23 protein-coding genes are annotated in these 21,869 nt (G+C 41.9%); all 23 read left to right on the forward strand.

Features of this window, described 5'->3' with window-relative positions; translation table 11 throughout:
* Positions 1 to 59 precede the first annotated feature (59 nt).
* The 23 genes from BM358_RS23765 to BM358_RS23880 all read left to right on the forward strand — a co-directional run bounded on the left by BM358_RS23765 (position 60) and on the right by BM358_RS23880 (position 21,853).
* Positions 60 to 2,174, forward strand: coding sequence for a helicase-related protein (locus BM358_RS23765; RefSeq protein ID WP_028542159.1), 2,115 nt, complete (start codon positions 60 to 62; stop codon positions 2,172 to 2,174).
* Between the two features lie 86 nt (positions 2,175 to 2,260).
* The gene (locus BM358_RS23770; protein WP_256253392.1) at positions 2,261 to 3,088 is read left to right on the forward strand and encodes a ComF family protein; all 828 of its coding nucleotides are present in this window, start codon (positions 2,261 to 2,263) and stop codon (positions 3,086 to 3,088) included.
* Between the two features lie 381 nt (positions 3,089 to 3,469).
* Positions 3,470 to 3,937, forward strand: coding sequence for a LysM peptidoglycan-binding domain-containing protein (locus tag BM358_RS23775; RefSeq protein WP_028542157.1), 468 nt, complete (start codon positions 3,470 to 3,472; stop codon positions 3,935 to 3,937).
* 745 nt (positions 3,938 to 4,682) lie between these two features.
* Positions 4,683 to 5,093, forward strand: a complete 411-nt coding sequence (locus BM358_RS23785) for a TIGR03826 family flagellar region protein (protein ID WP_023990675.1) — start codon at positions 4,683 to 4,685, stop codon at positions 5,091 to 5,093.
* Positions 5,094 to 5,289: 196 nt separating this feature from the next.
* Positions 5,290 to 5,565, forward strand: a complete 276-nt coding sequence (gene flgM, locus BM358_RS23790) for a flagellar biosynthesis anti-sigma factor FlgM (protein WP_013312286.1) — start codon at positions 5,290 to 5,292, stop codon at positions 5,563 to 5,565.
* A gap of 10 nt (positions 5,566 to 5,575) precedes the next feature.
* A complete protein-coding gene (locus tag BM358_RS23795) occupies positions 5,576 to 6,076 on the forward strand; it encodes a flagellar protein FlgN (RefSeq protein ID WP_028542156.1) in 501 nt (166 codons plus the stop codon).
* Between the two features lie 15 nt (positions 6,077 to 6,091).
* Positions 6,092 to 7,672 (forward strand): flagellar hook-associated protein FlgK, encoded by a 1,581-nt coding sequence (flgK, locus tag BM358_RS23800; protein WP_028542155.1) that lies wholly within the window; start codon positions 6,092 to 6,094, stop codon positions 7,670 to 7,672.
* 24 nt (positions 7,673 to 7,696) lie between these two features.
* Complete coding sequence (flgL, locus tag BM358_RS23805; protein ID WP_028542154.1) at positions 7,697 to 8,605, forward strand: flagellar hook-associated protein FlgL; 909 nt, start codon at positions 7,697 to 7,699, stop codon at positions 8,603 to 8,605.
* 83 nt (positions 8,606 to 8,688) lie between these two features.
* Positions 8,689 to 9,135, forward strand: coding sequence for a flagellar assembly protein FliW (gene fliW / locus BM358_RS23810; RefSeq protein WP_028542153.1), 447 nt, complete (start codon positions 8,689 to 8,691; stop codon positions 9,133 to 9,135).
* Positions 9,135 to 9,368: a carbon storage regulator CsrA gene (gene csrA / locus BM358_RS23815; protein ID WP_028542152.1), complete on the forward strand. Its 234-nt coding sequence runs from the start codon at positions 9,135 to 9,137 to the stop codon at positions 9,366 to 9,368. The genes fliW and csrA overlap by 1 nt, the downstream gene beginning before the upstream one ends.
* Positions 9,369 to 9,666: 298 nt before the next feature.
* Positions 9,667 to 10,437, forward strand: a complete 771-nt coding sequence (locus BM358_RS23820; protein WP_025719133.1) for a flagellin N-terminal helical domain-containing protein — start codon at positions 9,667 to 9,669, stop codon at positions 10,435 to 10,437.
* 172 nt (positions 10,438 to 10,609) lie between these two features.
* Entirely contained in the window at positions 10,610 to 10,993 is a 384-nt protein-coding gene (locus BM358_RS23825; protein WP_028542151.1) for a flagellar protein FlaG, read from the forward strand.
* Between the two features lie 14 nt (positions 10,994 to 11,007).
* Positions 11,008 to 12,477 carry a flagellar filament capping protein FliD gene (gene fliD / locus BM358_RS23830; RefSeq protein WP_028542150.1) on the forward strand — a complete coding sequence of 490 codons (1,470 nt, stop codon included), beginning with the start codon at positions 11,008 to 11,010 and terminating at the stop codon, positions 12,475 to 12,477.
* A gap of 14 nt (positions 12,478 to 12,491) precedes the next feature.
* Positions 12,492 to 12,875, forward strand: a complete 384-nt coding sequence (fliS, locus tag BM358_RS23835) for a flagellar export chaperone FliS (RefSeq protein ID WP_028542149.1) — start codon at positions 12,492 to 12,494, stop codon at positions 12,873 to 12,875.
* Positions 12,875 to 13,219 carry a hypothetical protein gene (locus BM358_RS23840; RefSeq protein WP_028542148.1) on the forward strand — a complete coding sequence of 115 codons (345 nt, stop codon included), beginning with the start codon at positions 12,875 to 12,877 and terminating at the stop codon, positions 13,217 to 13,219. Before fliS ends, BM358_RS23840 begins: the two co-directional genes overlap by 1 nt.
* A gap of 128 nt (positions 13,220 to 13,347) precedes the next feature.
* Positions 13,348 to 15,129 carry a motility associated factor glycosyltransferase family protein gene (locus tag BM358_RS23845; protein ID WP_256253393.1) on the forward strand — a complete coding sequence of 594 codons (1,782 nt, stop codon included), beginning with the start codon at positions 13,348 to 13,350 and terminating at the stop codon, positions 15,127 to 15,129.
* Positions 15,130 to 15,186: 57 nt separating this feature from the next.
* Positions 15,187 to 16,206: a UDP-N-acetylglucosamine 4,6-dehydratase family protein gene (locus BM358_RS23850; protein WP_028542147.1), complete on the forward strand. Its 1,020-nt coding sequence runs from the start codon at positions 15,187 to 15,189 to the stop codon at positions 16,204 to 16,206.
* Entirely contained in the window at positions 16,206 to 16,922 is a 717-nt protein-coding gene (locus BM358_RS23855; RefSeq protein WP_049828465.1) for an acylneuraminate cytidylyltransferase family protein, read from the forward strand. Before BM358_RS23850 ends, BM358_RS23855 begins: the two co-directional genes overlap by 1 nt.
* A gap of 16 nt (positions 16,923 to 16,938) precedes the next feature.
* Positions 16,939 to 17,967 (forward strand): N-acetylneuraminate synthase, encoded by a 1,029-nt coding sequence (neuB, locus tag BM358_RS23860; protein WP_049828464.1) that lies wholly within the window; start codon positions 16,939 to 16,941, stop codon positions 17,965 to 17,967.
* A complete protein-coding gene (gene neuC / locus BM358_RS23865) occupies positions 17,964 to 19,103 on the forward strand; it encodes a UDP-N-acetylglucosamine 2-epimerase (RefSeq protein ID WP_028542144.1) in 1,140 nt (379 codons plus the stop codon). Before neuB ends, neuC begins: the two co-directional genes overlap by 4 nt.
* Before the next feature lie 12 nt (positions 19,104 to 19,115).
* On the forward strand, positions 19,116 to 19,742 hold the full coding sequence (locus BM358_RS23870; protein WP_028542143.1) for an acetyltransferase: 627 nt from the start codon (positions 19,116 to 19,118) through the stop codon (positions 19,740 to 19,742).
* Positions 19,743 to 19,761: 19 nt separating this feature from the next.
* Positions 19,762 to 20,907: a DegT/DnrJ/EryC1/StrS family aminotransferase gene (locus BM358_RS23875; RefSeq protein ID WP_028542142.1), complete on the forward strand. Its 1,146-nt coding sequence runs from the start codon at positions 19,762 to 19,764 to the stop codon at positions 20,905 to 20,907.
* 100 nt (positions 20,908 to 21,007) lie between these two features.
* Positions 21,008 to 21,853: a TylF/MycF/NovP-related O-methyltransferase gene (locus BM358_RS23880; RefSeq protein ID WP_028542141.1), complete on the forward strand. Its 846-nt coding sequence runs from the start codon at positions 21,008 to 21,010 to the stop codon at positions 21,851 to 21,853.
* The last annotated feature ends 16 nt before the right edge of the window (positions 21,854 to 21,869 follow it).

Genomic DNA, 21,869 nt, shown 5'->3' on the forward strand with positions numbered 1-21,869 from the left:
TTGCTGTTCTCTGGGGTGACAAGAACCGCAAAAATCATGAATGGGAGGAGAAGGGGAAGGTGAAAATTGCAGTATATGCAGTGAAGTATAAAGGGAATTGGACTCTCCGATTATCTGTGGATATTCGAGTAGATATGACATGGTGGATGAATCAAGATGAGGGACAAGAGAATGTTGTCGAAAGATGGGTGTTATTAGGAGATGAGCTTCCCTTGTCCTGGGGGACAAAGCTGTGCGAAACATTTAAGGAATTAGCAGATATGGAGCGATGGGGAAAACGGCAGTGGTGGGCTTATATTCTCGCACAGCTAAAAAGTGAACTGGCTCTTGAGCCTTTTGACGGAGAACGGATTTTATCTGGAGGAGTAGAAAATATATGCATTTGGGATGGTGGACAAGGGCGGACTTCTCGCACAGAAAGTAGGAATGAGGGACGAGAAACAAACGGAGGTTTACGTTCTATTCAAAAAAGGAGCCTCGTCACGGGAATTGATGGATTGGATAGGGAGTGTTTAACACGACAAGCGAATGAGCTGGTTAATTTGTTGTCAGGACGCCAGTTACTCGTTCCGGAAGCCGAAGCGCTACTGGCAGAGGCAGCGCCAGGTTTGGAGCGTACTTGGCGATCCGCTGCACAGCTTGCATATCTGCAAGGCCGACTCAGCTTTGCTGCTGGCCTCGCTCCAGCACCACGTACGCGATGGTCTGCCGCGCGTACGCATGAACTCCGCTGCAACCGTTGTGGCAGCGGGATAGTGTACCGCACGAGCTGTGCGTCGTGCGGACGTAAGGCGTGCGCTTACTGCGAGACATGTCTCGCGCTGGGGCGCAGCCGTGAATGCTCGCTGCTGCTGCGCGGTGCAGCGAAACCCGCCCTGCCACACACAGCAGGCACAGCCCCGGCGACGGAACTCGACCGCTGGAGGCTGAGCCCTGCACAGCGTGCCGCCGCCGAAGCGGCGCTGCGCTTTTTGGCCGCACCGCACGGCGAAGTGCAGGGACGTTTTCGCCCGGAAGGCCGTGGGCTCCGGGCGTTGTTCCGGCGCGACATGGTTGCGTGCCGGGGATCAGGTGCTGCCGCTTCGCAGGGCAGCCCCCTTGCCCGCAGCAGGCAGTCTTCGCAGAAACCTGGCGAAGGTGCAAGGTATAGCGCTGATCGGCAAGGGCACGTTATTACGGTAGAACGTTTTCTGCTCTGGGCTGTAACAGGCGCAGGCAAGACGGAAATGATGTTTCCGCTCTTGCAATATGTGTTGGACCACGGAGGGACGGCACTTGTGGCAACACCACGCCGCGATGTGGTACTTGAGTTAGCGCCTCGTTTGGCCATTGCTTTTCCCAATGTGAGCATGGTGACGCTCTATGGGGGGAGCGTAGAACGCTGGCAAAGGGGACAGCTGACACTGGCAACGACACACCAGCTATTGCGTTATCGTCAAGCCTTTGACTTGGTTGTGATTGACGAGATTGACGCGTTCCCTTATCACAATGATCCTATGCTTGCCTTTGCTGCACGAGCAGTATGTAAGCCGAAGGGAAAGTTTATCTATTTGTCTGCTACACCACCCCATGCTTTGCAGAAAGAGGCTGCACGCGGTCTACTGCCACACGCCAAGGTTCCCGTTCGTTTTCATCGTCATCCCCTACCTGTCCCATTTCGCCTGGGGACTGCTTCAGTGCAACATTGGCTGCAAAAAGGTCGGCTTCCCGCATCCTTTATTCAACGCCTACGCGTATCCATACAACGTGGAGCACAGGTTTTCCTGTTTGTGACACGAATCTCACATATTCAGGGACTTGTGGAGCTGCTGATTAAACAATTGCCTGATGTACCTATTGCTGGAACCTCCTCACAGGATGAAGAAAGAACCGCTAAAGTGCGCTTATTTCGAGCTACTGAAATACGAGTTCTGGTCACAACGACTATTTTGGAGCGAGGGGTGACTGTTCCACGGAGTGATGTGTATGTGTTAGACGCGGACAGCAGTCTTTTTGATGAAGCCTCTCTTGTCCAAATGGCTGGTCGCGCGGGAAGGTCCAAGGATGATCCATGTGGAGGTGTTATTTTTACATCGCCCCAATGGACTCGAGGCCAAAAGAGAGCGATTAGACAAATTAAACGAATGAATGCACTGGCTCGGAAAAAAGGATACCTGAAGGAGTTGAAGCACTAAATGTATTAAATAAAAAAAGTTTTTTTGGAAATGTGAAACCTGAAACAATGTCAGTACGTAAACTACCAAGAAAGGTGCATTCTGGTATGGGGATGAATCCAAGAACCCGTCTATTTTTGAATTGGTTATTCCAACGTCAGTCCCAAGCATGTATCGCTTGCGGCACTTTCACAGGACGTTTTTCTGAATTCTCTGGGATATGTACTTCTTGTTCGCTTCAAATTCCCTGGGTTTACAACATTCGTTGTGTTCATTGCGGACGTCCGACGTTTTGCCCGGATTGCGTAAAATTTGACCGATTAGTACGTTACTTTGTATGCAATCGGAGTGCAACCAGCTATACGCCGATGATGAGAGAATGGATTGGACAGTTCAAATATCGCGGGAATGAAAAGTATGGTTCCCTGCTGGGTGAGATCATGAATCGAGCCTATCAGGCGATGAGGTATGAGTTTGCAAGTCTTAAACATTCTCGTTTCAAGCGTTCTTTGTGGAGTGTGGATGTAGTGACCTGTGTCCCGGTAAGTGAGAAGAGGCTGACAGAGCGAGGCTTCAATCAGGCTCGGATCTTGGCAGAAGAGATCGCTAGGCGGAATAATCTACCCTTCCTATCATTACTTGCTCGTCCACAAGATACAGGCAAACAAAGCTTTAAATCAAAAAAGGAACGCATGAACACAATGAATAATGCGTTTTCTGTCCACCCCAATATGACAAATTTGCTGAAGTCTTTTATTTTAAAAGCTGAATCTCAATGTGTTACGAAGGATAAGCTTTCCGTTACCGTTTTGCTTGTAGATGATATTTATACAACGGGGAGCACATTGCAGGCGTGTGCACGTGTATTGAGAGAAAAGGCATTAGAGCAAGGAATACATTTGACTATTTTTTGCCTGACTTTAGCCAGATCATAAGTCCAAATCTCCAGTATTTCTCATGATTATTTTGCTTTAAACTATGAAAAAAGGGTATAATTCCCTTAATGGAAGAATTAGATGATAGAGCAAAAGTCTTTTAAGCCGTACAATCAGCAGGATTTGACAACGAGCTAGAGAGAGGTATATAATTAAAATATAGAGACAAACAAAAAGTAAGGAAGTGAGGGATGAAAACAGAATATTTCAATTTAGAGGTTGATTTTTTTGGAAAAGAGGAGTACAATTTCTATCTGTTGATAGCTAACATGATTGGTAATAAGTGATTAGCTAATGACTAAAGAGCGGACATTGGGAGTGTCTCGCTCAGTAGTAAAGCAGTTAATTAAAATTTAAAGCTAAAAAGAGGAGAGAAAAATCATGAAAAACGTAATGAAAAAAGTAGCAGTATCTAGCATGTTGGCAGTTAGTTTAGGTGCAGTATCTTTGTTGAGTCCACTTGCAACAGGTCAAGTAATGGCAAAATCGAACTCTGACCAAATTAAGGATCAAGCTGAAGAACAACTGATCATCAAACAACAAGAAGAAGCTCAAAAAGCATTTGAAGCAAAACTTTTTGGAACTGAAACTACTGAAAATGCAGCAACTACAACACCAGCTCAACCAGCTACTGAGAACAATAATCAAGCAACAACCACAAAACCAACAACGACTACAACTGAAACACCAGCAGCTGTAAATACAATCACAGTAAATGTTCAAGAAGGCGACACACTGGCTTCTATTGCTGAAAAATACGGTGTAACTGTTGAAGAACTGGTTAAAATCAACAACCTGGTTAAAGTAGGGCAAGAACTGCAAGTACCGCAAACAAACACAAATAAATAATTATCATTATAACTGTACAATAAAATGTGTTTTTTAAACCAAGCGTTTGACTATAGTATACGGGAAGGCCTCTATTAAAACAATGCTTTTTTGAATAATTATTTGTGAAATAGCTTGTTTTTTTGGGCTGCAAATTTCTACTGGTGCATCTAGCTTGATTTAAGATAGGTTATAAGTTGAGATGATGTTAGGTCCATGAGATTTATGAATACCCACACTCCATGTGCGGAGCATTCGTATGGGCGCCGTTCCCCCGGATTTACAGGGCTTTCTTGATGTCATTCGGGGCACAGGTGAACATGAATTCTTCTGAGGATTGTTTCGCCCGGTTTTCCCCTCATCTTGATATTTAATTTCTACATTTACTCATATTCATATATAGCTATTTTAATTGTATAATGAAGCGCTATTCCCGAAAATAACTGGAATGGCGCTTATTTTATTTCTATCTAAAGTATGGAGCAATGTTTGACGATAAATAAACACATGCAATAGGCTGAACTATTAGCTTCCATGAGCTTTCTTTATTTTATGTCATTGCATATTGATGCATATAGATGTAGACAAACTTTTACTGATGGATCATTCTCTCTTATACTTTTTATATGATAGCTTATAAGATGTGCAATTGTGTAAAATCTGAAAATCTTTTTTGAAATATTTGCTAGACGAGGCTCTTCATTATAAGTTAATGTAAGGATAAAAGTAATTAAAGATCGGAAATTGGAAAGGGGCGCTACAGAGGATGAATTTGGATAACTGTCCTCGCTGTGGAAAGCTGTTTATTAAGAACGTCAGGGGAATCTGTCAGAACTGTATTAAAGAAATTGAATTTGAATACGAACGCTGTGTCAAACATATACGTGAAAATAAGGGCATTCATATGCATGAGCTTTCAGAGGCTACTGAGGTATCCGTAAAGCAAATCACGACATTTATACGTGAGGGACGTATTTCCATTGCTAATGCGCCCAATATGACGTATCCTTGCGAGGTATGCGGGATACCGATTCGTGAAGGGCATATGTGCGATTCTTGTCGAACACGTCTGACTAAAGACCTGCATCAGGCTGTACGCGAAAGTAGTAATCAGGATCAAAGTAATAATATGGGCTCAGGTACCTACAGCGCGATTGATAAACTTCGTGGAAAGTAGTACAGGGGAATTAAAAACGCATTCAGCTATTCAAAAAGTTTCAAATACCGCCGATAATCTTTATAGAGCTTATCGGTTTTTTTATTTTTAGCAACCATGCACAAAATAAAGAAGTGAGGCATAATACGAACCATGTTCGACGCTATGTCGTCTGATACATTCTGACCATATCAAATAACTAAGGAAGGTGGAAGTTATGAAAATTAACGAGACCAACCGCATCGGAGCTATTAATCCATATCAGCGCAATATTGAAACAGGACGTCAAGAGGAACAAAAGAAATCCCGCCGCAAGGACGAGGTTTCCATTTCTCCGGAAGCAATGGAAATGCTGAACCGCAGCAGTGATGCAGACCGTGTTAAGAAAATTCAGGAGCTTAAGCAGCAAGTAGCTTCTGGTACTTATCGTGTGGATGCCGATAAAATTGCAGAGAAGCTGTTACCTTACTTCAAGCAGTCTTCTGAAAGCTAGGTGAAGGAATATGCCTTTAGATCGATTGATTGATGTGCTGGAGCAGCTTAGAGAGGCTCACGAGCAGTTGATTGCATTAGGAAATCAAAAAAAAGAAGCACTGATATCAAATAAGGTAGATCAGCTCATTCTAGTCATGAACCAGGAATCGAAGATGTCCAGACACATTGAACAGCTGGATGAGCGACGCCTGCAGGCAGCATATGAATTTTTGCAGGAACGTGGTATTAAGTCCAAGCTGAATCTTAATATTACGGAGTTGTCTCGTCTTGTGTTTGATGTAGAAGACAAGCAGCGCCTCCTTCACATTCAAAAAAATCTAGCGGCTACGCTTGTAGAATTGAAAAAATTAAATGAGTTGAATCAACAGCTTATACAACAGGCGCTTTCCTATATTGATTTTTCTATTGAGAGTATGTCATATTATGCGGAATCTGAAGCGGTTTATCAGCGTCCAGCTGACAAAAGCACCTCTACTGTACGAGCGGGACTATTTGATACACGTGCCTAATTGAAGGAGGAAAACATGGTCTCAACATTTCATAGTATAGAAACAGCGAAAAGAAGCTTAAACACACAAACGGCAGCACTTAATACAACCGGACACAATATCTCAAATGCCAATACAGCTGGTTACTCCAGACAAGTGGTTAGTATGAAGGCCTCGGAATCTATGGAAGCCTACGGTTTGAATCGTTCCGTTGTACGAGGTCAAATGGGTACAGGGGTTGAATTCACTGCTATTGAGCGCGTCCGTCAGACGTTTTTGGACGATCAGTATCGTAACGAAAGTTCTTCTCAAGGTGGATGGGACATCCGTTATGACACACTGAACAAGCTGGAGACCATTATGAATGAGCCTTCGGATACAGGTATCCGTAAGGTCATGGATAATTTCTGGGATGCATGGTCCGATTTGAGCCAAGACCCTCAGGATGTCACGAATCGCAAAATTGTAAAAGAGACTACACTTGCTCTGACAGATGCGATGAACCAGGCCAGCAAGCAACTGGATGCACTTAGTTCTGATTTGACTAATAACGTTACATTAAAAATATCCGAGATGAATTCGTTATTGCAGTCTGTAGCGGACCTAAATAGTAATATTTACAAGCTGGAACAGCTTGGGGATAATCCGAATGACTTGCGTGATCAGCGGGATTATGCAGTTGATAAGTTGTCCAAGCTTGCGAATGTACAGGTAACTCAGCTGGATAACGGATATCAGGTAACGGTGGCGGGACAGATAGCTGTAGCGGGCACTGAGGTAACTGCTATTACGGCGGCTGGCCTTGAGGCTGCATATCAAGGTGGAACGTTAACTGGTGGCGAAGTGTACGGTATGGTTTTATCCAGAGATAAATATGTAGCAGATTACAAAACTCAGATGGATCAGCTAGCTAATACGCTGGCGAATGGTAACATTGAAATTACTTTACCTGCAGGTACAGTTCTGCCTGAGGGAACGGTACTAAATTCAGGTGTCAACAATGCAGCAGTGACTTACTCGAATGCGAATAACAACAGAACCTTGACCGCGGATTTGAAAGTAACTGTACAAGGGATTAATGGACTCCATCAGTTGGGATACACCCTTAGTGGTACGACACCACAAAAGGGCGGAGCGTTCTTTACCTCCAAAGATGGAGCTGCTATTACAGCAGGTAACATTACGCTGAATAAGGATATTCAAGATGATCCCAATAAAATTGCCAGCTCTTTGCGTGTAGATGGAACGGGGACGGCCAATGAGAAGGTAACCGTGGGTAACAATGCTTTGGCATTGTCTATGGCGAGCCTGAAAAATGTGAAATTTGGTTTTAATACGACTCAAGCTCAATCTACTACGGTAGATGACTTCTTCAGTGCAATTGTTGGGCAATTAGGCGTCCAAACCCAGGAAGCAGAGCGTCAATCGCAAAATGCGCAGCTGTTGACTGAGCAAGTGGACTTGAATCGCCAATCCGTCAGCGGGGTGTCACTGGATGAAGAAATGTCGAACATGATTAAGTTTCAACATGCTTACAGTGCAGCTTCCCGGTTCATGACAACTTTTGATCAACTGTTGGACAAACTGATTAATGGTACAGGCCGCGTAGGTCTCTAGTATAACGAGAAGGTGGAGTAAGCCATGCCAATTCGAGTGACTTCAGGGATGACCAGTATGCAACTGCTCAGTAACCTGAATCGAAATAATAATAATATGGGTAAAATGGAGAATCAGATTTCGACTGGTCGTAAGTTGAATAAGCCTTCAGATGATCCAGTAGGGGTGACTTATGCGCTACGTTACAGAGCTGAGTTAGCTTCTAATGAACAATACAAGACAAACTCAGATGCGGCTGTTAGCTGGTTAGATTTCACTGATACAACCATGCAACAAGCCAGTGATGTAATGAAGCGTCTTAAAGAGCTGACAGTACAGGCTTCAAGTGAAACACTACCTCAATCCGGCTTGGATTCGATTAAACTGGAAGTTGATCAGCTAAAAGAACAAATGATGAATATTGGTAACAGCCAGCTTCGTGGGAAGTATGTCTTTAATGGACAAAATTATGATCAGGCGCCGTATCAGCTATCAGCAACGGTAACGAGTTATGATCAGATTGATCCGGATCAAGCCGCTGTCAGCTATGCAGTTGGGGATCAAGATGCATTTCGGGTAAATACATCAGGCGGTGACTTTTTCGGGAAATCAACAGATGCTGATAATGTTTTTAAGGTTATGGATGCTATATCTTCTGCACTAAGTAGCGGAAATAGTACGGCAATATCGAGTCAACTTTCAGGTATTGAGTCCCGTTTTACTAAAATGCAGACCAGTTTGTCTGAAGTGGGTGCACGTACGAATCGGGTTGAACTGATACAATCCCGTTTGGAAGAGCGGAATTTGAATTTGACAACACTTCAAGCTAAAACGGAAGATGCGGATGTTGCTAGTCTGATGATTCAAGCTACATCTGCCCAAACCATTTATGAGGCTGCCCTGAAATCATCTGCTAAGATCATGCAGCCATCTTTGATGGACTTTATGAGCTGATTCTTATCTTTGACATTTGTGATTTGAAGCTATGGACGAGTGGTCCGTAGCTTTTTTGTTACTATTTATAGGAGGAGTTACTTATGAACCTAGAACAGAAATTAGATGAAGAGAACCAAGATACAAATACTACTATTTATGTGTTTCCGAAAGGAATACCAGGATTTGAGCAACTTCGGGAATTTCAACTACAGGAGCACAATGAATTGTTTAGTCTTTTTAGCGCAGTTGAGCAGCCTGCGACTATTTTTATTACTGTAAATCCATTTGATTTCTTTAAAGATTATGAATTTGAACTATCTGATGATGCCCTAGAGGATATTGGAATTACCAGTCAAGAACAGATAGCAGTACGATGTATCTGCACATGGAACAGCGATCAATCCAAAACGACGGTTAATTTGCTTGCGCCATTAATCTTTAACATTGAGCAGCGAACGGGGAAGCAAATTGTTTTGCAGAATACGAAATATACTATCAAGCATCCCTTATGGAATGAAATAGAGTTCAGCAAAGGCGGTGAGTCCTAATGCTGGTATTAACACGTAAAAAGGGTGAATCCATTGTAATTCAGAATGATATTGTCGTCACGGTTCTTTCCGTCGATGGCGATACTGTGAAACTTGGTATTTCTGCTCCTAAGGATATTGATATCTATCGAAAGGAAGTCTTTGAGGCTATTCAACAAAATAATCAAATTGCTGTTATGGATTCGAATGCTATTCAAAATGCGATGTTGGAAATGGATAAGAGGAAGTCCTGATTTAACAATAATTGCGATTGTGAAAGGCCGACACGAGTAAAGTGTGGGCCTTTGTTAGGCTCATAATAAGCTGTCAGATTTGCCTTGGACAAGTCGTCATTAGGTAAAAGTGTAAATCGATATAACCGAGTCGTAACTCCTAAGAAAATATTTCAAAAAAAATCGAAATGCTATAAACAATTCTAGTCTTGGGGTCGATATATATTTTAGAGCGGTAATTCTTCAGGGCGGCCGACCTGTGAAGACGCTTATACCACAAGGACGTGGGAATCAAACCATTTCAGGGAGGAAATTTAAAATGATTATCAATCACAACTTACCTGCAGTAAATACACACCGTAACATGCAATTAAACAACACAGCAGCAAGCAAAAACATGGAAAAATTGTCTTCGGGTCTGCGCATCAACCGTGCAGCTGACGATGCTGCTGGTCTCTCCATTTCCGAAAAAATGCGCGGTCAAATCCGTGGTCTGGAACAAGCACAACGTAACGTTCAAGACGGTATCTCTTTCGCACAAACAGCTGAGGGTGCTATGAACGAAGTCTCCTCCATGCTGACTCGTATGAAAGAACTGACTGTTCAAAGAGCCAACGATACTTACAGTGCTGGTGATAAATCCAACATTAATGCTGAGCTTGGTCAATTGGGAAGTCAAATTGACGCAATCCTGTCCAACACTAAATTCAATGGTATCGCAATTTCCGGTGGTACAGTGAAAATCCAAGCTGATGATAACGCATTTACCATCTCAATCAAAGGTATCAGCTCTACTGGTTTCAGAGGACTCAAATCCAATATTTCACTTACAAGTGCAACTACAGCAATTGAAGCAGTAGCTAAACAACGTGCTAATTTGGGTGCTGTTCAAAACCGTATGGAGTACACTTCTAACAACCTGGGCACGACTGTTGAAAACCTGACAGCTTCCGAATCCCGTATTCGTGATACTGACATGGCAAAAGAAATGGTTGCTCTGTCCAAAAACAACATCTTGCTGCAAGCTTCGCAATCCATGTTGTCACAAGCGAACTCCGCGCCGCAAGGCGTACTGTCGTTGCTTCGTTAATTTTAAACGACAGCCATTACAAAAAAAGATCCTGCTTCTCGCAGGATCTTTTTTTGTTTTTATTTTAGTTTTTTCATAAATATTTGCACTCATTTACCGATATATAATGTATTAGCATTTCAAATACAGAACGGTTTTATTGTGTCTAAGAACTATTAATGGAGGTTATTCTATGGACTCGATGATATCCCCTGGTAGTGGAAATCTGTTGCCGATTCAGCCATCAGCAGGAATAAAACGTGAAGCCCCTTCGGATGCCGAAACCAATTATGCTGCTACACAAGATGGCGTCCAAACAACCAATAGAGTTGGTACTGTGCAGAAACAGCCGACACATGAGGAAGCAGTTTTGGAGCTGCAGAAAGTAATTGATGCTATTCAAGGCCCACAGAAGACATTCGAGATCTCTGTGCATGAAAAGACACATGCAATCATGATAAAAGTGATGAATAAGGAAACGGGCGATCTGATTCGTGAGGTACCTCCCGAGAAAATTCTGGATATAGCGGCTAGAATGATGGAAATTGCAGGAATCATTATCGATAAAAAAGTATAGGGGGATATACAATTATGGTAACTAGAATAAGTGGCCTAGCTTCAGGTATGGATATTGATTCAATGGTCAAAAAGCTGATGACAGCTGAGCGTGTACCGCTCGATAAAATGAATCAGCAGAAACAATTGATGGAATGGAAAAGGGAAAATTATCGCGAAAGCAGCACTAAGATAGTTTCATTTCAAGATAAAATGACTACATTAAGCCGCACCGCTGCAATAAATCCGCAGAAAGTTACAGTAACTGGTAATAGTGATGCACTATCTGCAACGGCTTCTTCGTTGGCTAGTGGAGTGTTGGATATTTCGGTGACGAGCTTGGCCACTGCGGCAAGATCAGTCTCGAACAGTACATGGACTGAAAAGGTCAGTACTGAATTGGCATTCGCAGATGGGGCAGCTCGCACGGTCCAGGTTGGTAATTCTACCATTAATGTGGATGCGAATGAAACCATTGAATCGTTTGTCAAAAAGATCAACGATAACAGTAAGACAGGGGTGACAGCTCTATATGATGCTAAATCCGGTTTGTCATTAACAAGTAAGACCACTGGTTCGCAAACATTCAATATTGATTCTCAAATTAGTAGTGAATTTAAACTATCCTCAACGAACGGAACTGATGCTGTATTAAAGGTAAATGGTCTAGATGTAAAGAAGTCTTCCAATAACTTTACAATAAATGGTGTTGATATTACACTTAAGACAGCAGGCGGTGCTGCAACACGAATAGAAGCCACCAAGGATACGGATAAGATCGTCGAAAATATTCAAAGCTTTGTCGATGCGTATAATGATGTTCTTGCTACACTCAATAGCAAGGTTAGTGAGGAGAGATATAAAAAATACGCTCCGCTTACAACGGAACAAAAAGCGGATATGAGTGATGATGAAGTCAAGCTATGGACAACGAAGGCCAAGAGCGGCATGCTTAGAAACGATCCTATCCTGCAGGATACATTATCTGAAATGCGTAATGCTATGATCCAAGGTGTAGATATCGGTAGAGTTGACGCGGATGGTAAAAATAAGCCCTTAATGATGTCTGAGCTAGGAATCACTACGGGTACGTATGATACCAAGGGCAAGCTTATTCTAGATGCAGACAAATTGCGTGCAGCGGTTGAAAAAGATCCAGATGTTATCTCGAATTTTTTTGGAAAACAGGATCCAAGCACGGCGTTAACTAATAAATATACGCAACAAGACGGTATTCTTGCTAAACTAAAGAAAATTTCGAATGCATCACTTCAAAGGATGGCGGATACTGCGGGTACATCCAAGGTTAGCTCTGATCTAACCGCTTCATTTCTTTCTACGAGCTCAATGGGAGAGCAATTATTGAGCCTAGACCGCCGGATCAGTGACATGACAAGTCGTCTAACTAGGATTGAAACCAATTATTTCAAAAAATTCACCGCGATGGAAACATCCATTAACAGATACAATAGCACATCTTCCAGTCTTACAAGTATGTTGTCATAAAGGAGGTTTTATAATTGATCAATACACCCTATCAGAAATACCGGCAGACTCAAGCGCAAACTGCATCCAAGCCTAAACTGCTGATTATGTTGTACGATGGGGCTATTCGTTTCGTTCGTGCGGGGATTGAGGGAATAGAGAATAAGGATAACGAGAAAGCAAATAATAATTTGTGTAAAGCGCAAGCGATTGTACACGAGCTGATATCTGCGTTGAATTTTGAGTATCCAATATCCCATGACTTATTGCGAGTGTATGAATATATGCTGCATGAGCTGATCGAGGCGAATGTCCACAAAATAGCCTCTCCGGCACAAGAGGTGCTGGAACATTTGACTGACCTACGGGAAGCTTGGTTGGAAGCCATGAAAATGCCTGGTGTAGTTGGTAGTGTGTGATGGCAGATCCTAATATACAAGTACTCCTTGAAGAGCTGCAACATAGGACAGAAGCAGTATTATCTAACCTTCTGAATTTAAGTGAAGAAGAATTCGAACAGTTTGCTGATCAAAGACAGCGCATTGTAGAACAAATGCAGTCCTATCAACCATCGTTAACGGAAAATGATAAACAGAAAATTCGTGGCATACTAAGTAATGATTCTGTAATTTTGCAGCGTATGCATGTACTAAAGGATGAGGCTGGCCACTGGATGGAGAAACGCGGAGCCATTCGTGTGCAGCAGCATGCATACCAGCAAGCTTATTCTGTAGACAGTTTGTTTATTGATCATCGCAAATAAAAAATGCTTTATGGAGCGTACCCCCTATTCGATTTAGAATGGGGGTATTTTTGTGAAAAGGTTCATTCCATTAAGAGTAAATCCGATATACTAATTAACAAATATTAATGCGAAACGGTGGTATTATCTTGTCTCAACTACAATTAAACCATACAATTTTAGAGCAAAGATTCCCTCATGTTGCAGCCAAAGTAGATAATTCACCGAATGATGAATTATCTGAAATTTTGTTTACAGAGCCCTTTGAAAGGGATACAGCTTGGCTTAATGCTGCCAAAGGGGTTATTGGGAACGGAAGGATTATTTTTGTATATGGATTTGAAAGGGGACTCAGCATTGCGGATCTCCTCGAATTATATCCCGACCACTGGCTCTTTGTGTATGAGCCGAATGAGCAGCTTTTTCGAAAAGCAGTGACAGAGTATGACCTCAGTCTTTTGTTGGAACATCCCAACTTGTACTGGCTATCGGTTGGGGAATCTCAGCTTAGAATAATGTTTCATATGTTGAGCAGTTATATGATGGAAGACTTGGTTTTTATCGCACTGCGTAAGTATTTATCAGATGATATGAGTATGCTACGTGAAGTGAAAGAACAATTCCAAGATTACCGTCAGAGTTTTTTGGTAGATAAATATACAGAGAATCGGTTTCGAGAAGAATGGACTCGCAATTTTCTATATCACCTATCTGATGTGTTATACACTCCTTCCATTGAGCGATTTTTTTACGCGTTTGAAGATGCAACAGTAGTTGTTGTATCATCAGGTCCATCGTTAGAAGAAGATATCGAATGGCTGAAAAAATTACGTCCTCATGTACTGATTATTTCAGCAGGCTCCAGCATTCAGGCTTTAGTAAAGCATGGAGTACGGCCTCACCTTGCTGTCATTATGGATGGACATCCAGTCAATAAGAAGATCTTTGCTTCTTCTGTAACAAGGGAACAACCTTTATTGTTTACCTCTTCATCTTATTATGAGATTTGCGATCAGAACTGCGCAGAAAAAATTCATAGTATTATGAAAAGTGATGCTGTATCCCAGTATTTCTTTGGACTCAGTCAAGAGGAACTCTTTATCTCCCCTACAGAAACAGTTGCAGGAACGGCTATTCAAGCAGCAGCATGTTTAGGGGCTAAACGGATCATACTTGCAGGCCAGGATTTGTCGTTCCCTGATAACAAATTTTACGCAGATGGAATTGAACATTTTGCAACTGAAACCACAGATAAGAAAGTGCAGGAGGCACCTAAAAAAGTGCTAAATGTAAAGGGGACGTACAACACTACAGACGGAAGTTTCTCCCTGATGAAGGATGGACTCGAAAATCTCATTACGGCACTTCCGAAAATCGAATTCGTCAATTCAAGTCGCAACGGTGCAGTGATTGAGGGAGCTCCATTCAAGCCTATCGAAGAGATCTATGAATTGTTGGTTTCTGAACATGTTAATTCTGATGCAATTGCCGATTTGATAAATGAAAAAAATATTGCTGTTGATATGAATAAGGTGCAGGATGTCAGAGATAAGCTGATAGCGACACGTGAGGATCTTTCCAATGTACGCTCTGAGATTGCAGCAATTCACAAGCTTATGAATAAATTACGCGAGTTTAGCCGGACTAAACCAGCAAAGGCTCAAAATATGATGGAATCCATAGAGCAGATGTGGGGATTGATTGCCAACAGGGAATGGTTCTCACCTATATTTGAGTCCATTATGCCTATCGAAATTGCGCGTTTTGATCAGTTGCTCCCTGTGATTGTTACAGAACATCAGTTGACTCGTAAGTCTGATCTAATCTATGAGCATCTAGGTAAGCTGCTACAGGATATCACAGCACAAATCCCAATACTTGAAGAAATGTTTTCGGAATCGATTCGCCGTTTAGATAAAAAAAACAGATAGTGATGCAGTGGTCCAAAAAGATATATAAATTAATCGTTTTACACTCCGGAGGTCATTATGTTTACCAACAAGATTGTATTGGTTACGGGCGGCACAGGTTCGATTGGAAGCGAAATTGTACGTAATATTTTATCTTATAACCCTAAAGCCTTACGGATTTTTAGCAGGGATGAGAGCAAGCAGTTTGATCTGCAGCAGGAATTAAAAGAATTTACGAATATCCGCTATCTGATCGGTGATATCAGGGACAAGCAAAGATTGAGTTATGCTATGGAGGATGTGGATTATATTTTTCATGCTGCTGCTCTCAAACATGTGCCTGCATGTGAGTATAACCCTATGGAAGCAGTGAAAACGAATGTTATTGGCGTACAAAATCTGATAGAGACGGCTATTGAGCATAATGTAGAAAAAGTAGTAGCCATCAGCACAGATAAAGTAGTAAATCCAACAAATACGATGGGAGCTACGAAGCTGCTATCAGAACGTTTAATTTCTGCCGCCAACTTGTATAAAGGGAGCAAACGTACCATCTTTTCTTGTGTCCGCTTTGGAAATGTTATGGGGTCCAGAGGTTCTGTTATTCCTTTATTCCGTGATCAGATTGCTAAAGGGGTACCGGTGACGGTCACACATGCAGAGATGACTCGGTTTATGATGTCTATTCCTCAAGCCGCTCAATTGGTCATAGATGCGGCGCACTATTCGCAAGGCGGGGAAGTATTTGTACTGAAAATGCCGATTCTCAAAATTACGGATTTGGCCCAATGCTTGGTTGATTCATATGAAGAGGCAGTTGGTAAAGCCTATCGTGGAGAAATCATTGAGACCGGAATCCGGCCGGGTGAGAAGCTATATGAGGAACTCATGACGCTTGAGGAATCTGAAAGAGCGTTGGAGAATGGACAGATGTATATCATTCCTTCGTTGTTTCATACCGCAGAGCAAGAATATGAAGGTTTTAAAAAGGCTATTCGTCAAGAATATTCTTCGATGACTGCACCACAGATTTTCCCGAAAGCCATTCGGGAGCTTATTGAACAGAACGGATTGGGCTTCACAAAAGGTGTTGTATGATGAGCAATCACAAATGTTTGGCGATTATTCCTGCACGGGGTGGATCAAAAGGTTTACCTGGTAAAAACATAAGATTGTTACATGATAAGCCGCTCATTCAATATAGCATTGAAGCTGCCCTAAGTAGTGGTTGTGTGGACGAAGTTATAGTTTCAACGGATTGTGAAGAGATTGCCCGTGTGTCGGGCCAAGCCGGAGCAGCTGTTCCGTTTATAAGGCCCGATGAACTGGCTACCGATAAGGCCAAAAGCATTGATGTATTGAAGCATGCAGTTGAATTTTATGAGCAGACGCAAAATCAATTTTTTGATGTTATTATGCTGCTGCAGCCCACATCTCCACTGCGAAATGCTATGGACATTAAAGAAGCATATAAAATATTTTTAGACCATCAGGCTGATTCACTTCAAAGTGTCACTTTGTCTGGAGTGCAACCCTATCTACTAAGGGAAATGGATAACGGACGGCTTACGCCCTACCTGAAAGGTGAACGGGAGCATTTGAGGAGACAAGATCTGAAAGAACTGCATGCTTTAAACGGAGCCATCTATATCGTAAAAAGAGATCTGTTAATGAATAGTGACACTCTGGTTGGTCCTAATAATTGTGGCTACATTATGCCTAAAGAACGATCTATTGATATAGATGACGAGCTTGATTTAAAAATGGCAGAGTTTTTTTGGAGAGAATCCAATCACAAGGAATCCTTGCAGTAGGAGGGAGGAATATAACATGAAAAACCTCTTATCAAATAATGAAAACCACCCTATCTATATTATCGCAGAGGTAGGAGTTAACCATAACGGATCATTGGAGCTTGCATTCGAATGTATTGATCAAGCGATTTTATGCGGTGCCGATGCGGTGAAATTCCAAACCTTTAAAAGCGAAAAGCTGGTAACCAAGTATGCCCAGAAGGCTAATTACCAGACGGAAAATACCAATTCAGCTGAAAGCCAACTAGATATGCTAAAACAGCTGGAATTGAGCTTTGAGGATTTTGTTCTATTGAAAAGGTACTGTGAGGATAAAGGGATAGATTTCCTTTCCACGCCCTTTGATGAAGAAAGTGCTGAGTTTCTGAATTCAATTCATATTGACGCATTCAAGGTTGGATCAGGAGATATGAACAATATCCCCTTTCTTCAGAAGCTTGATAGCTATGGGCGTCCGATTATTCTATCAACCGGGATGTCTAATTTGGATGAAATTGGAGAATCGTTACAAGCAATAAAAAAAAGTGAAGTACTATTACTACACTGTACTTCTGACTATCCGGCGCCTCTGGAAGATGTAAATCTGCTGGCCATGAAGACAATATCTACAGCTTTTAATAAGGTCACAGGTTACTCAGATCATACGGCTGGAATTGAGATCGCTGTAGCAGCTTCAGCACTGGGAGCGAGAATTATTGAAAAGCATTTTACATTGGATCGAAATCTTCCAGGTCCTGACCATAAGGCTTCACTGGAGCCTGCTGACTTTTCAAAGATGGTTCTTGCGATTCGAAATGTGGAGCAGGCTTTAGGGGATGGTGTTAAAAGATGTATGCCTTCCGAGGAAAGCACCAGAGCCGTTGCAAGAAAAAGTATTGTGATGGCAACACTTAAAAAAACAGGCCAGCAATTAACTCGAGAAGATCTAGTTATCAAGCGTCCGGGCACTGGAATAGAGCCTAAATATTTTGATGACTTGGTTGGTAAGCAGCTTTTAAAGGATGTACATGAAGACTATTTGTTATCATGGGATGATGTGCAATGAAAAAAGTATTGGTGATTACCGGAACACGAGCTGATTACGGGATATATTACCCGGTTTTGCGGGCTCTTGAGGAAGAACATGCTCTGGAGCTCCACCTGTTGGTTACAGGAATGCATTTATCTCCACAGCATGGGTATACATTAGACGCTATCCAAAAGGACGGATTTCGTGTATCTGCTAAGGTAGACTGTCTGCTGCAAGGATCTACTCATGCTAATATGTCTCGCTCTATTGGAATAGCAATCATGGGCATGACACAAGCCGTAGAAGCTTTGGAACCAGATTTTATTGTTGTATTAGGAGATCGGGGAGAAATGCTTGCAGCTGCGATTGTGTCCTCTCACATGAACATTCCGCTTGTTCATTTGCATGGTGGAGAAGTCTCCGGCACGATTGATGAGTCTGTACGGCATGCGATTAGTAAGTTGGCCCACATTCACTTTGTGTCTACAAATGGAAGCAGAGAGCGCCTAATTAGGCTTGGCGAAGAACCTTGGAGAATTCATGTAGTCGGTGCTCCGAGAATTGAAACGATGATGAACACTTCCCTGCCTGAGCTAGAGAGGACGAAACGTAAATACGATCTGAATATAGATAAAGATTATGTGCTGTTTGCTTATCATCCTGTCACCACGGAAGAAGCGGATATGCACATCCTTGGTAAGATGATGGAAGTTCTCTTGGCTGGGGAGAATGAGGTAATTTGTGTGATGCCCAATTCGGATGCTGGAGCTGATGCGATCGTTGATGTATATAATCGGTTTTCTGCAAGAAAAGGGATGCATCTTATAACCAGTTTTGAGCAACTTGATTATCTGACGATGTTGAAAAATGCAAAAATATTAATTGGAAATTCTTCATCGGGGATTATTGAGGCAGCCTCCTTTCATGTTCCAGTCATTAATATTGGAACTCGTCAGACAGGCAGAGAGCGTTCTGTGAACACAATAGATATTGCAGCTGACGAGCTCGAATTGACTTCTGCAATAGAGTACGCAATGTCTGAGCCTTTCCAACAAATTGTTAAAGCAGCCGACAATATTTACAGTAGAGATAACACCAGCTCTCGCATCGTAGATATATTGAACCGAACATCCAAGTCAGAGCAGCTTATTCAAAAGACAATTACCTATTAAGGAGGATCGGCCTTGAGCTATATTGTTTTTGGAGCAGGAGGGCATGCCAAGGTTATCGTGGATATTTTACGGTCCTGTGGTGAAGAAATCATTGGTATTCTGGATGACCATTGTAAAGAAGAAGCATGGAACGGATTGCCGATCTTGGGGGGCCGTAATCAGATTGCTCAACTATTATCTCTGTATCCAGAGGCGCTGTTCGTTGTGGCAATCGGAGATAATACAACCAGAAGGAAGATTGTAAGTCAATTAAAAGTTGCTTCAGTCCAATTTGGTACTGCTGTTCACCCAAGCGCTGTAGTCGCACCCAGCGCATTCATTAGCGAGGGGACGGTTGTCATGCCTAATGCTGTAATTAACGCTGACGCATACGTTGGAGAGCATGTCATTGTTAATACGGCGGCTACTATAGATCATGATTGCCGAATAGAAGACTTCGTGCATATTTCCCCAGGTGTACATATGGCAGGTGGAGTTCAGATCGGGTGCTGTGCTCATATCGGAATAGGTACAAGTCTTATACCTGGTATTCGTGTAGGGTGCGATACCATCGTTGGTGCCGGTTCATGTGTCATCCGCGATTTGCCAGAGAACGTCATAGCTGTGGGTTGTCCGGCCAAAGTAATAAAAAACCTATAAGGATAAGGAATGAAACAAAATGTCCAATAGAGATAGAATTTATTTATCTTCACCGCATATGGGCGGGCTTGAACAACAATATATCGCAGAGGCCTTTGAAACGAATTGGATTGCACCTTTGGGTAAAAATGTAGACGCTTTTGAATCAGAGGTGGCAAATTACTTAGGATGTGGAGGCGCAGTTGCCCTAAGTTCTGGAACAGCAGCAATTCACTTGTCTTTGATATTGCTTGGTGTGGAAAAGGATGATATTGTTTTTTGTTCTTCTCTTACCTTTGTTGCCAGTGCTAATCCGATCTTATATCAAGGTGCAATTCCTGTCTTTATCGATTCGGAACCAGACAGCTGGAATATGTCCCCTGAGGCACTAGAGCGAGCATTCAAGACTTATGCAGATAAGGGAAAGAAACCTAAAGCTGTAGTTATAGTCAATTTGTATGGGCAGAGTGCAGACTACGATCGGTTGAAAAAAATATGTGATTATTACGAGGTGCCAATTGTAGAAGATGCTGCGGAATCACTCGGAGCAACTTACGGCAAGCAAATGAGTGGAACGCTTGGGAAATTCGGCATTCTTTCATTTAATGGAAATAAAATTATTACTACTTCAGGTGGGGGCATGCTGGTTTCAGATGATTTAGAAGCACTAAGTAGAGCGCGACATTACGCAACTCAGGCGAGGGAAAAGGCGATACATTATCAGCATGAGGATGTAGGCTTCAATTATCGTCTCAGTAATGTCCTAGCTGGTATAGGGAGAGGGCAGCTTCGTGTGTTGGACGAACGCATTCAACAGAAACGAGAAATTTTTGAAAAGTATAGCTATGAGCTATCAGGAATTGATGGAATACAATTTATGCCGGAAAAGAGTTTTGGTAAGTCTACTCGATGGTTGACAACAATGATAATAGACCCTGAAATTATTGGTACAAGCGTTAGTGATTTAATAGGTTATTTAGGAAAAGATAATATTGAATCTCGACCAGTATGGAAGCCGCTTCATCTGCAACCACTCTTTAAAGATGCCGTGTATTATGCTCATGAAGGTGGCTTGGATATTAGCAAAATATTATTTGAAAAAGGAGTTTGTTTGCCCTCTGGAACAAATATGTCGGTGGATGAGCAGAGTTTTGTTATTAATCAAATGAAGGCCTTTTTTCGATGAATATAATATTGAACTCAATTAGCACAGCTATGTTTTGCATAAAAAGAGCATTTATTCAGTCATTATGTTTATGATGCTTATTTCGGGAGAGGTGTAGAATTTGATTGATAAAGCAAAGGTAGTTATTTTTGGTGCAGGTGACGGAGGACTTCGTGTTCATTATCTATTAAGTGATGAATTCGAGGTTATCGCATTTGCAGACAATGATGGATCTAAACAAGGCTCGAAATTTTTGTCCAAACCGGTCGTTGCTCCTAATGAAATTTGTAAGCTTGTATTCGATTATGTAATTATAGCGAATATTCATGGAGAATCAGTGTATAAACAGCTAACTGAAGAGTTGTCGATTGAAAAGGAAAAAATTATTGACTATTTTATGAGTTTGAAATTTGATACTAGGCTGGCTCTATTACGGCAAATTGCTGATGAAATAAATGAGTGCGGAGTAAAGGGAAGTGTAGCAGAGCTCGGTGTGTTTAAAGGGGAATTTTCTAAGTATATTAACCGGGTTTTTCCTGATCGTCAACTATATTTATTTGATACCTTTAGCGGTTTTGACCAGAAGGATATTGATAACGAAAATAAAGGTGATTTTTCGAACTCGGTTGCAGGAGAATTTTGCAATTCGGATGTGAACTTAGTACTGAATAAAATGATGTATAAAGAAAATTGTATTGTGAAAAAAGGGTATTTTCCAGAATCAGCAAGTGACGTGAATGAAACTTTTGCATTTGTTAGTTTGGATGTTGATTTGTATCAGCCTATTCTCGAAGGATTAAAATTTTTCTATCCTAAGATGTCAGATGGGGGATATATTATAATCCATGACTACAACAGTACTCGATTTCATGGTGTAAAACAGGCGGTTAGAGAGTATTGTAGAGAACATGGTGTTAAGTACACTCCTATAAGTGACTTATGTGGTAGTGTCGCCATTATGAAGTAAGTTGAACCTTGATTTA

The organism is Paenibacillus sp. cl130 (assembly GCF_900116035.1).
GTDB lineage: Bacteria > Bacillota > Bacilli > Paenibacillales > Paenibacillaceae > Paenibacillus > Paenibacillus polymyxa_B.

Bases quoted from the DNA above. Each gene is read 5' to 3' on its own strand.
- BM358_RS23770 (WP_256253392.1), top strand. From the start codon at position 2,261: ATGGGGATGAATCCAAGAACCCGTCTATTTTTGAATTGGTTATTCCAA.
- BM358_RS23775 (WP_028542157.1), top strand. From the start codon at position 3,470: ATGAAAAACGTAATGAAAAAAGTAGCAGTATCTAGCATGTTGGCAGTT.
- BM358_RS23785 (WP_023990675.1), top strand. From the start codon at position 4,683: ATGAATTTGGATAACTGTCCTCGCTGTGGAAAGCTGTTTATTAAGAAC.
- flgM (WP_013312286.1), top strand. From the start codon at position 5,290: ATGAAAATTAACGAGACCAACCGCATCGGAGCTATTAATCCATATCAG.
- BM358_RS23795 (WP_028542156.1), top strand. From the start codon at position 5,576: ATGCCTTTAGATCGATTGATTGATGTGCTGGAGCAGCTTAGAGAGGCT.
- flgK (WP_028542155.1), top strand. From the start codon at position 6,092: ATGGTCTCAACATTTCATAGTATAGAAACAGCGAAAAGAAGCTTAAAC.
- flgL (WP_028542154.1), top strand. From the start codon at position 7,697: ATGCCAATTCGAGTGACTTCAGGGATGACCAGTATGCAACTGCTCAGT.
- fliW (WP_028542153.1), top strand. From the start codon at position 8,689: ATGAACCTAGAACAGAAATTAGATGAAGAGAACCAAGATACAAATACT.
- csrA (WP_028542152.1), top strand. From the start codon at position 9,135: ATGCTGGTATTAACACGTAAAAAGGGTGAATCCATTGTAATTCAGAAT.
- BM358_RS23820 (WP_025719133.1), top strand. From the start codon at position 9,667: ATGATTATCAATCACAACTTACCTGCAGTAAATACACACCGTAACATG.
- BM358_RS23825 (WP_028542151.1), top strand. From the start codon at position 10,610: ATGGACTCGATGATATCCCCTGGTAGTGGAAATCTGTTGCCGATTCAG.
- fliD (WP_028542150.1), top strand. From the start codon at position 11,008: ATGGTAACTAGAATAAGTGGCCTAGCTTCAGGTATGGATATTGATTCA.
- BM358_RS23840 (WP_028542148.1), top strand. From the start codon at position 12,875: ATGGCAGATCCTAATATACAAGTACTCCTTGAAGAGCTGCAACATAGG.
- BM358_RS23850 (WP_028542147.1), top strand. From the start codon at position 15,187: ATGTTTACCAACAAGATTGTATTGGTTACGGGCGGCACAGGTTCGATT.
- BM358_RS23855 (WP_049828465.1), top strand. From the start codon at position 16,206: ATGAGCAATCACAAATGTTTGGCGATTATTCCTGCACGGGGTGGATCA.
- neuB (WP_049828464.1), top strand. From the start codon at position 16,939: ATGAAAAACCTCTTATCAAATAATGAAAACCACCCTATCTATATTATC.
- neuC (WP_028542144.1), top strand. From the start codon at position 17,964: ATGAAAAAAGTATTGGTGATTACCGGAACACGAGCTGATTACGGGATA.
- BM358_RS23875 (WP_028542142.1), top strand. From the start codon at position 19,762: ATGTCCAATAGAGATAGAATTTATTTATCTTCACCGCATATGGGCGGG.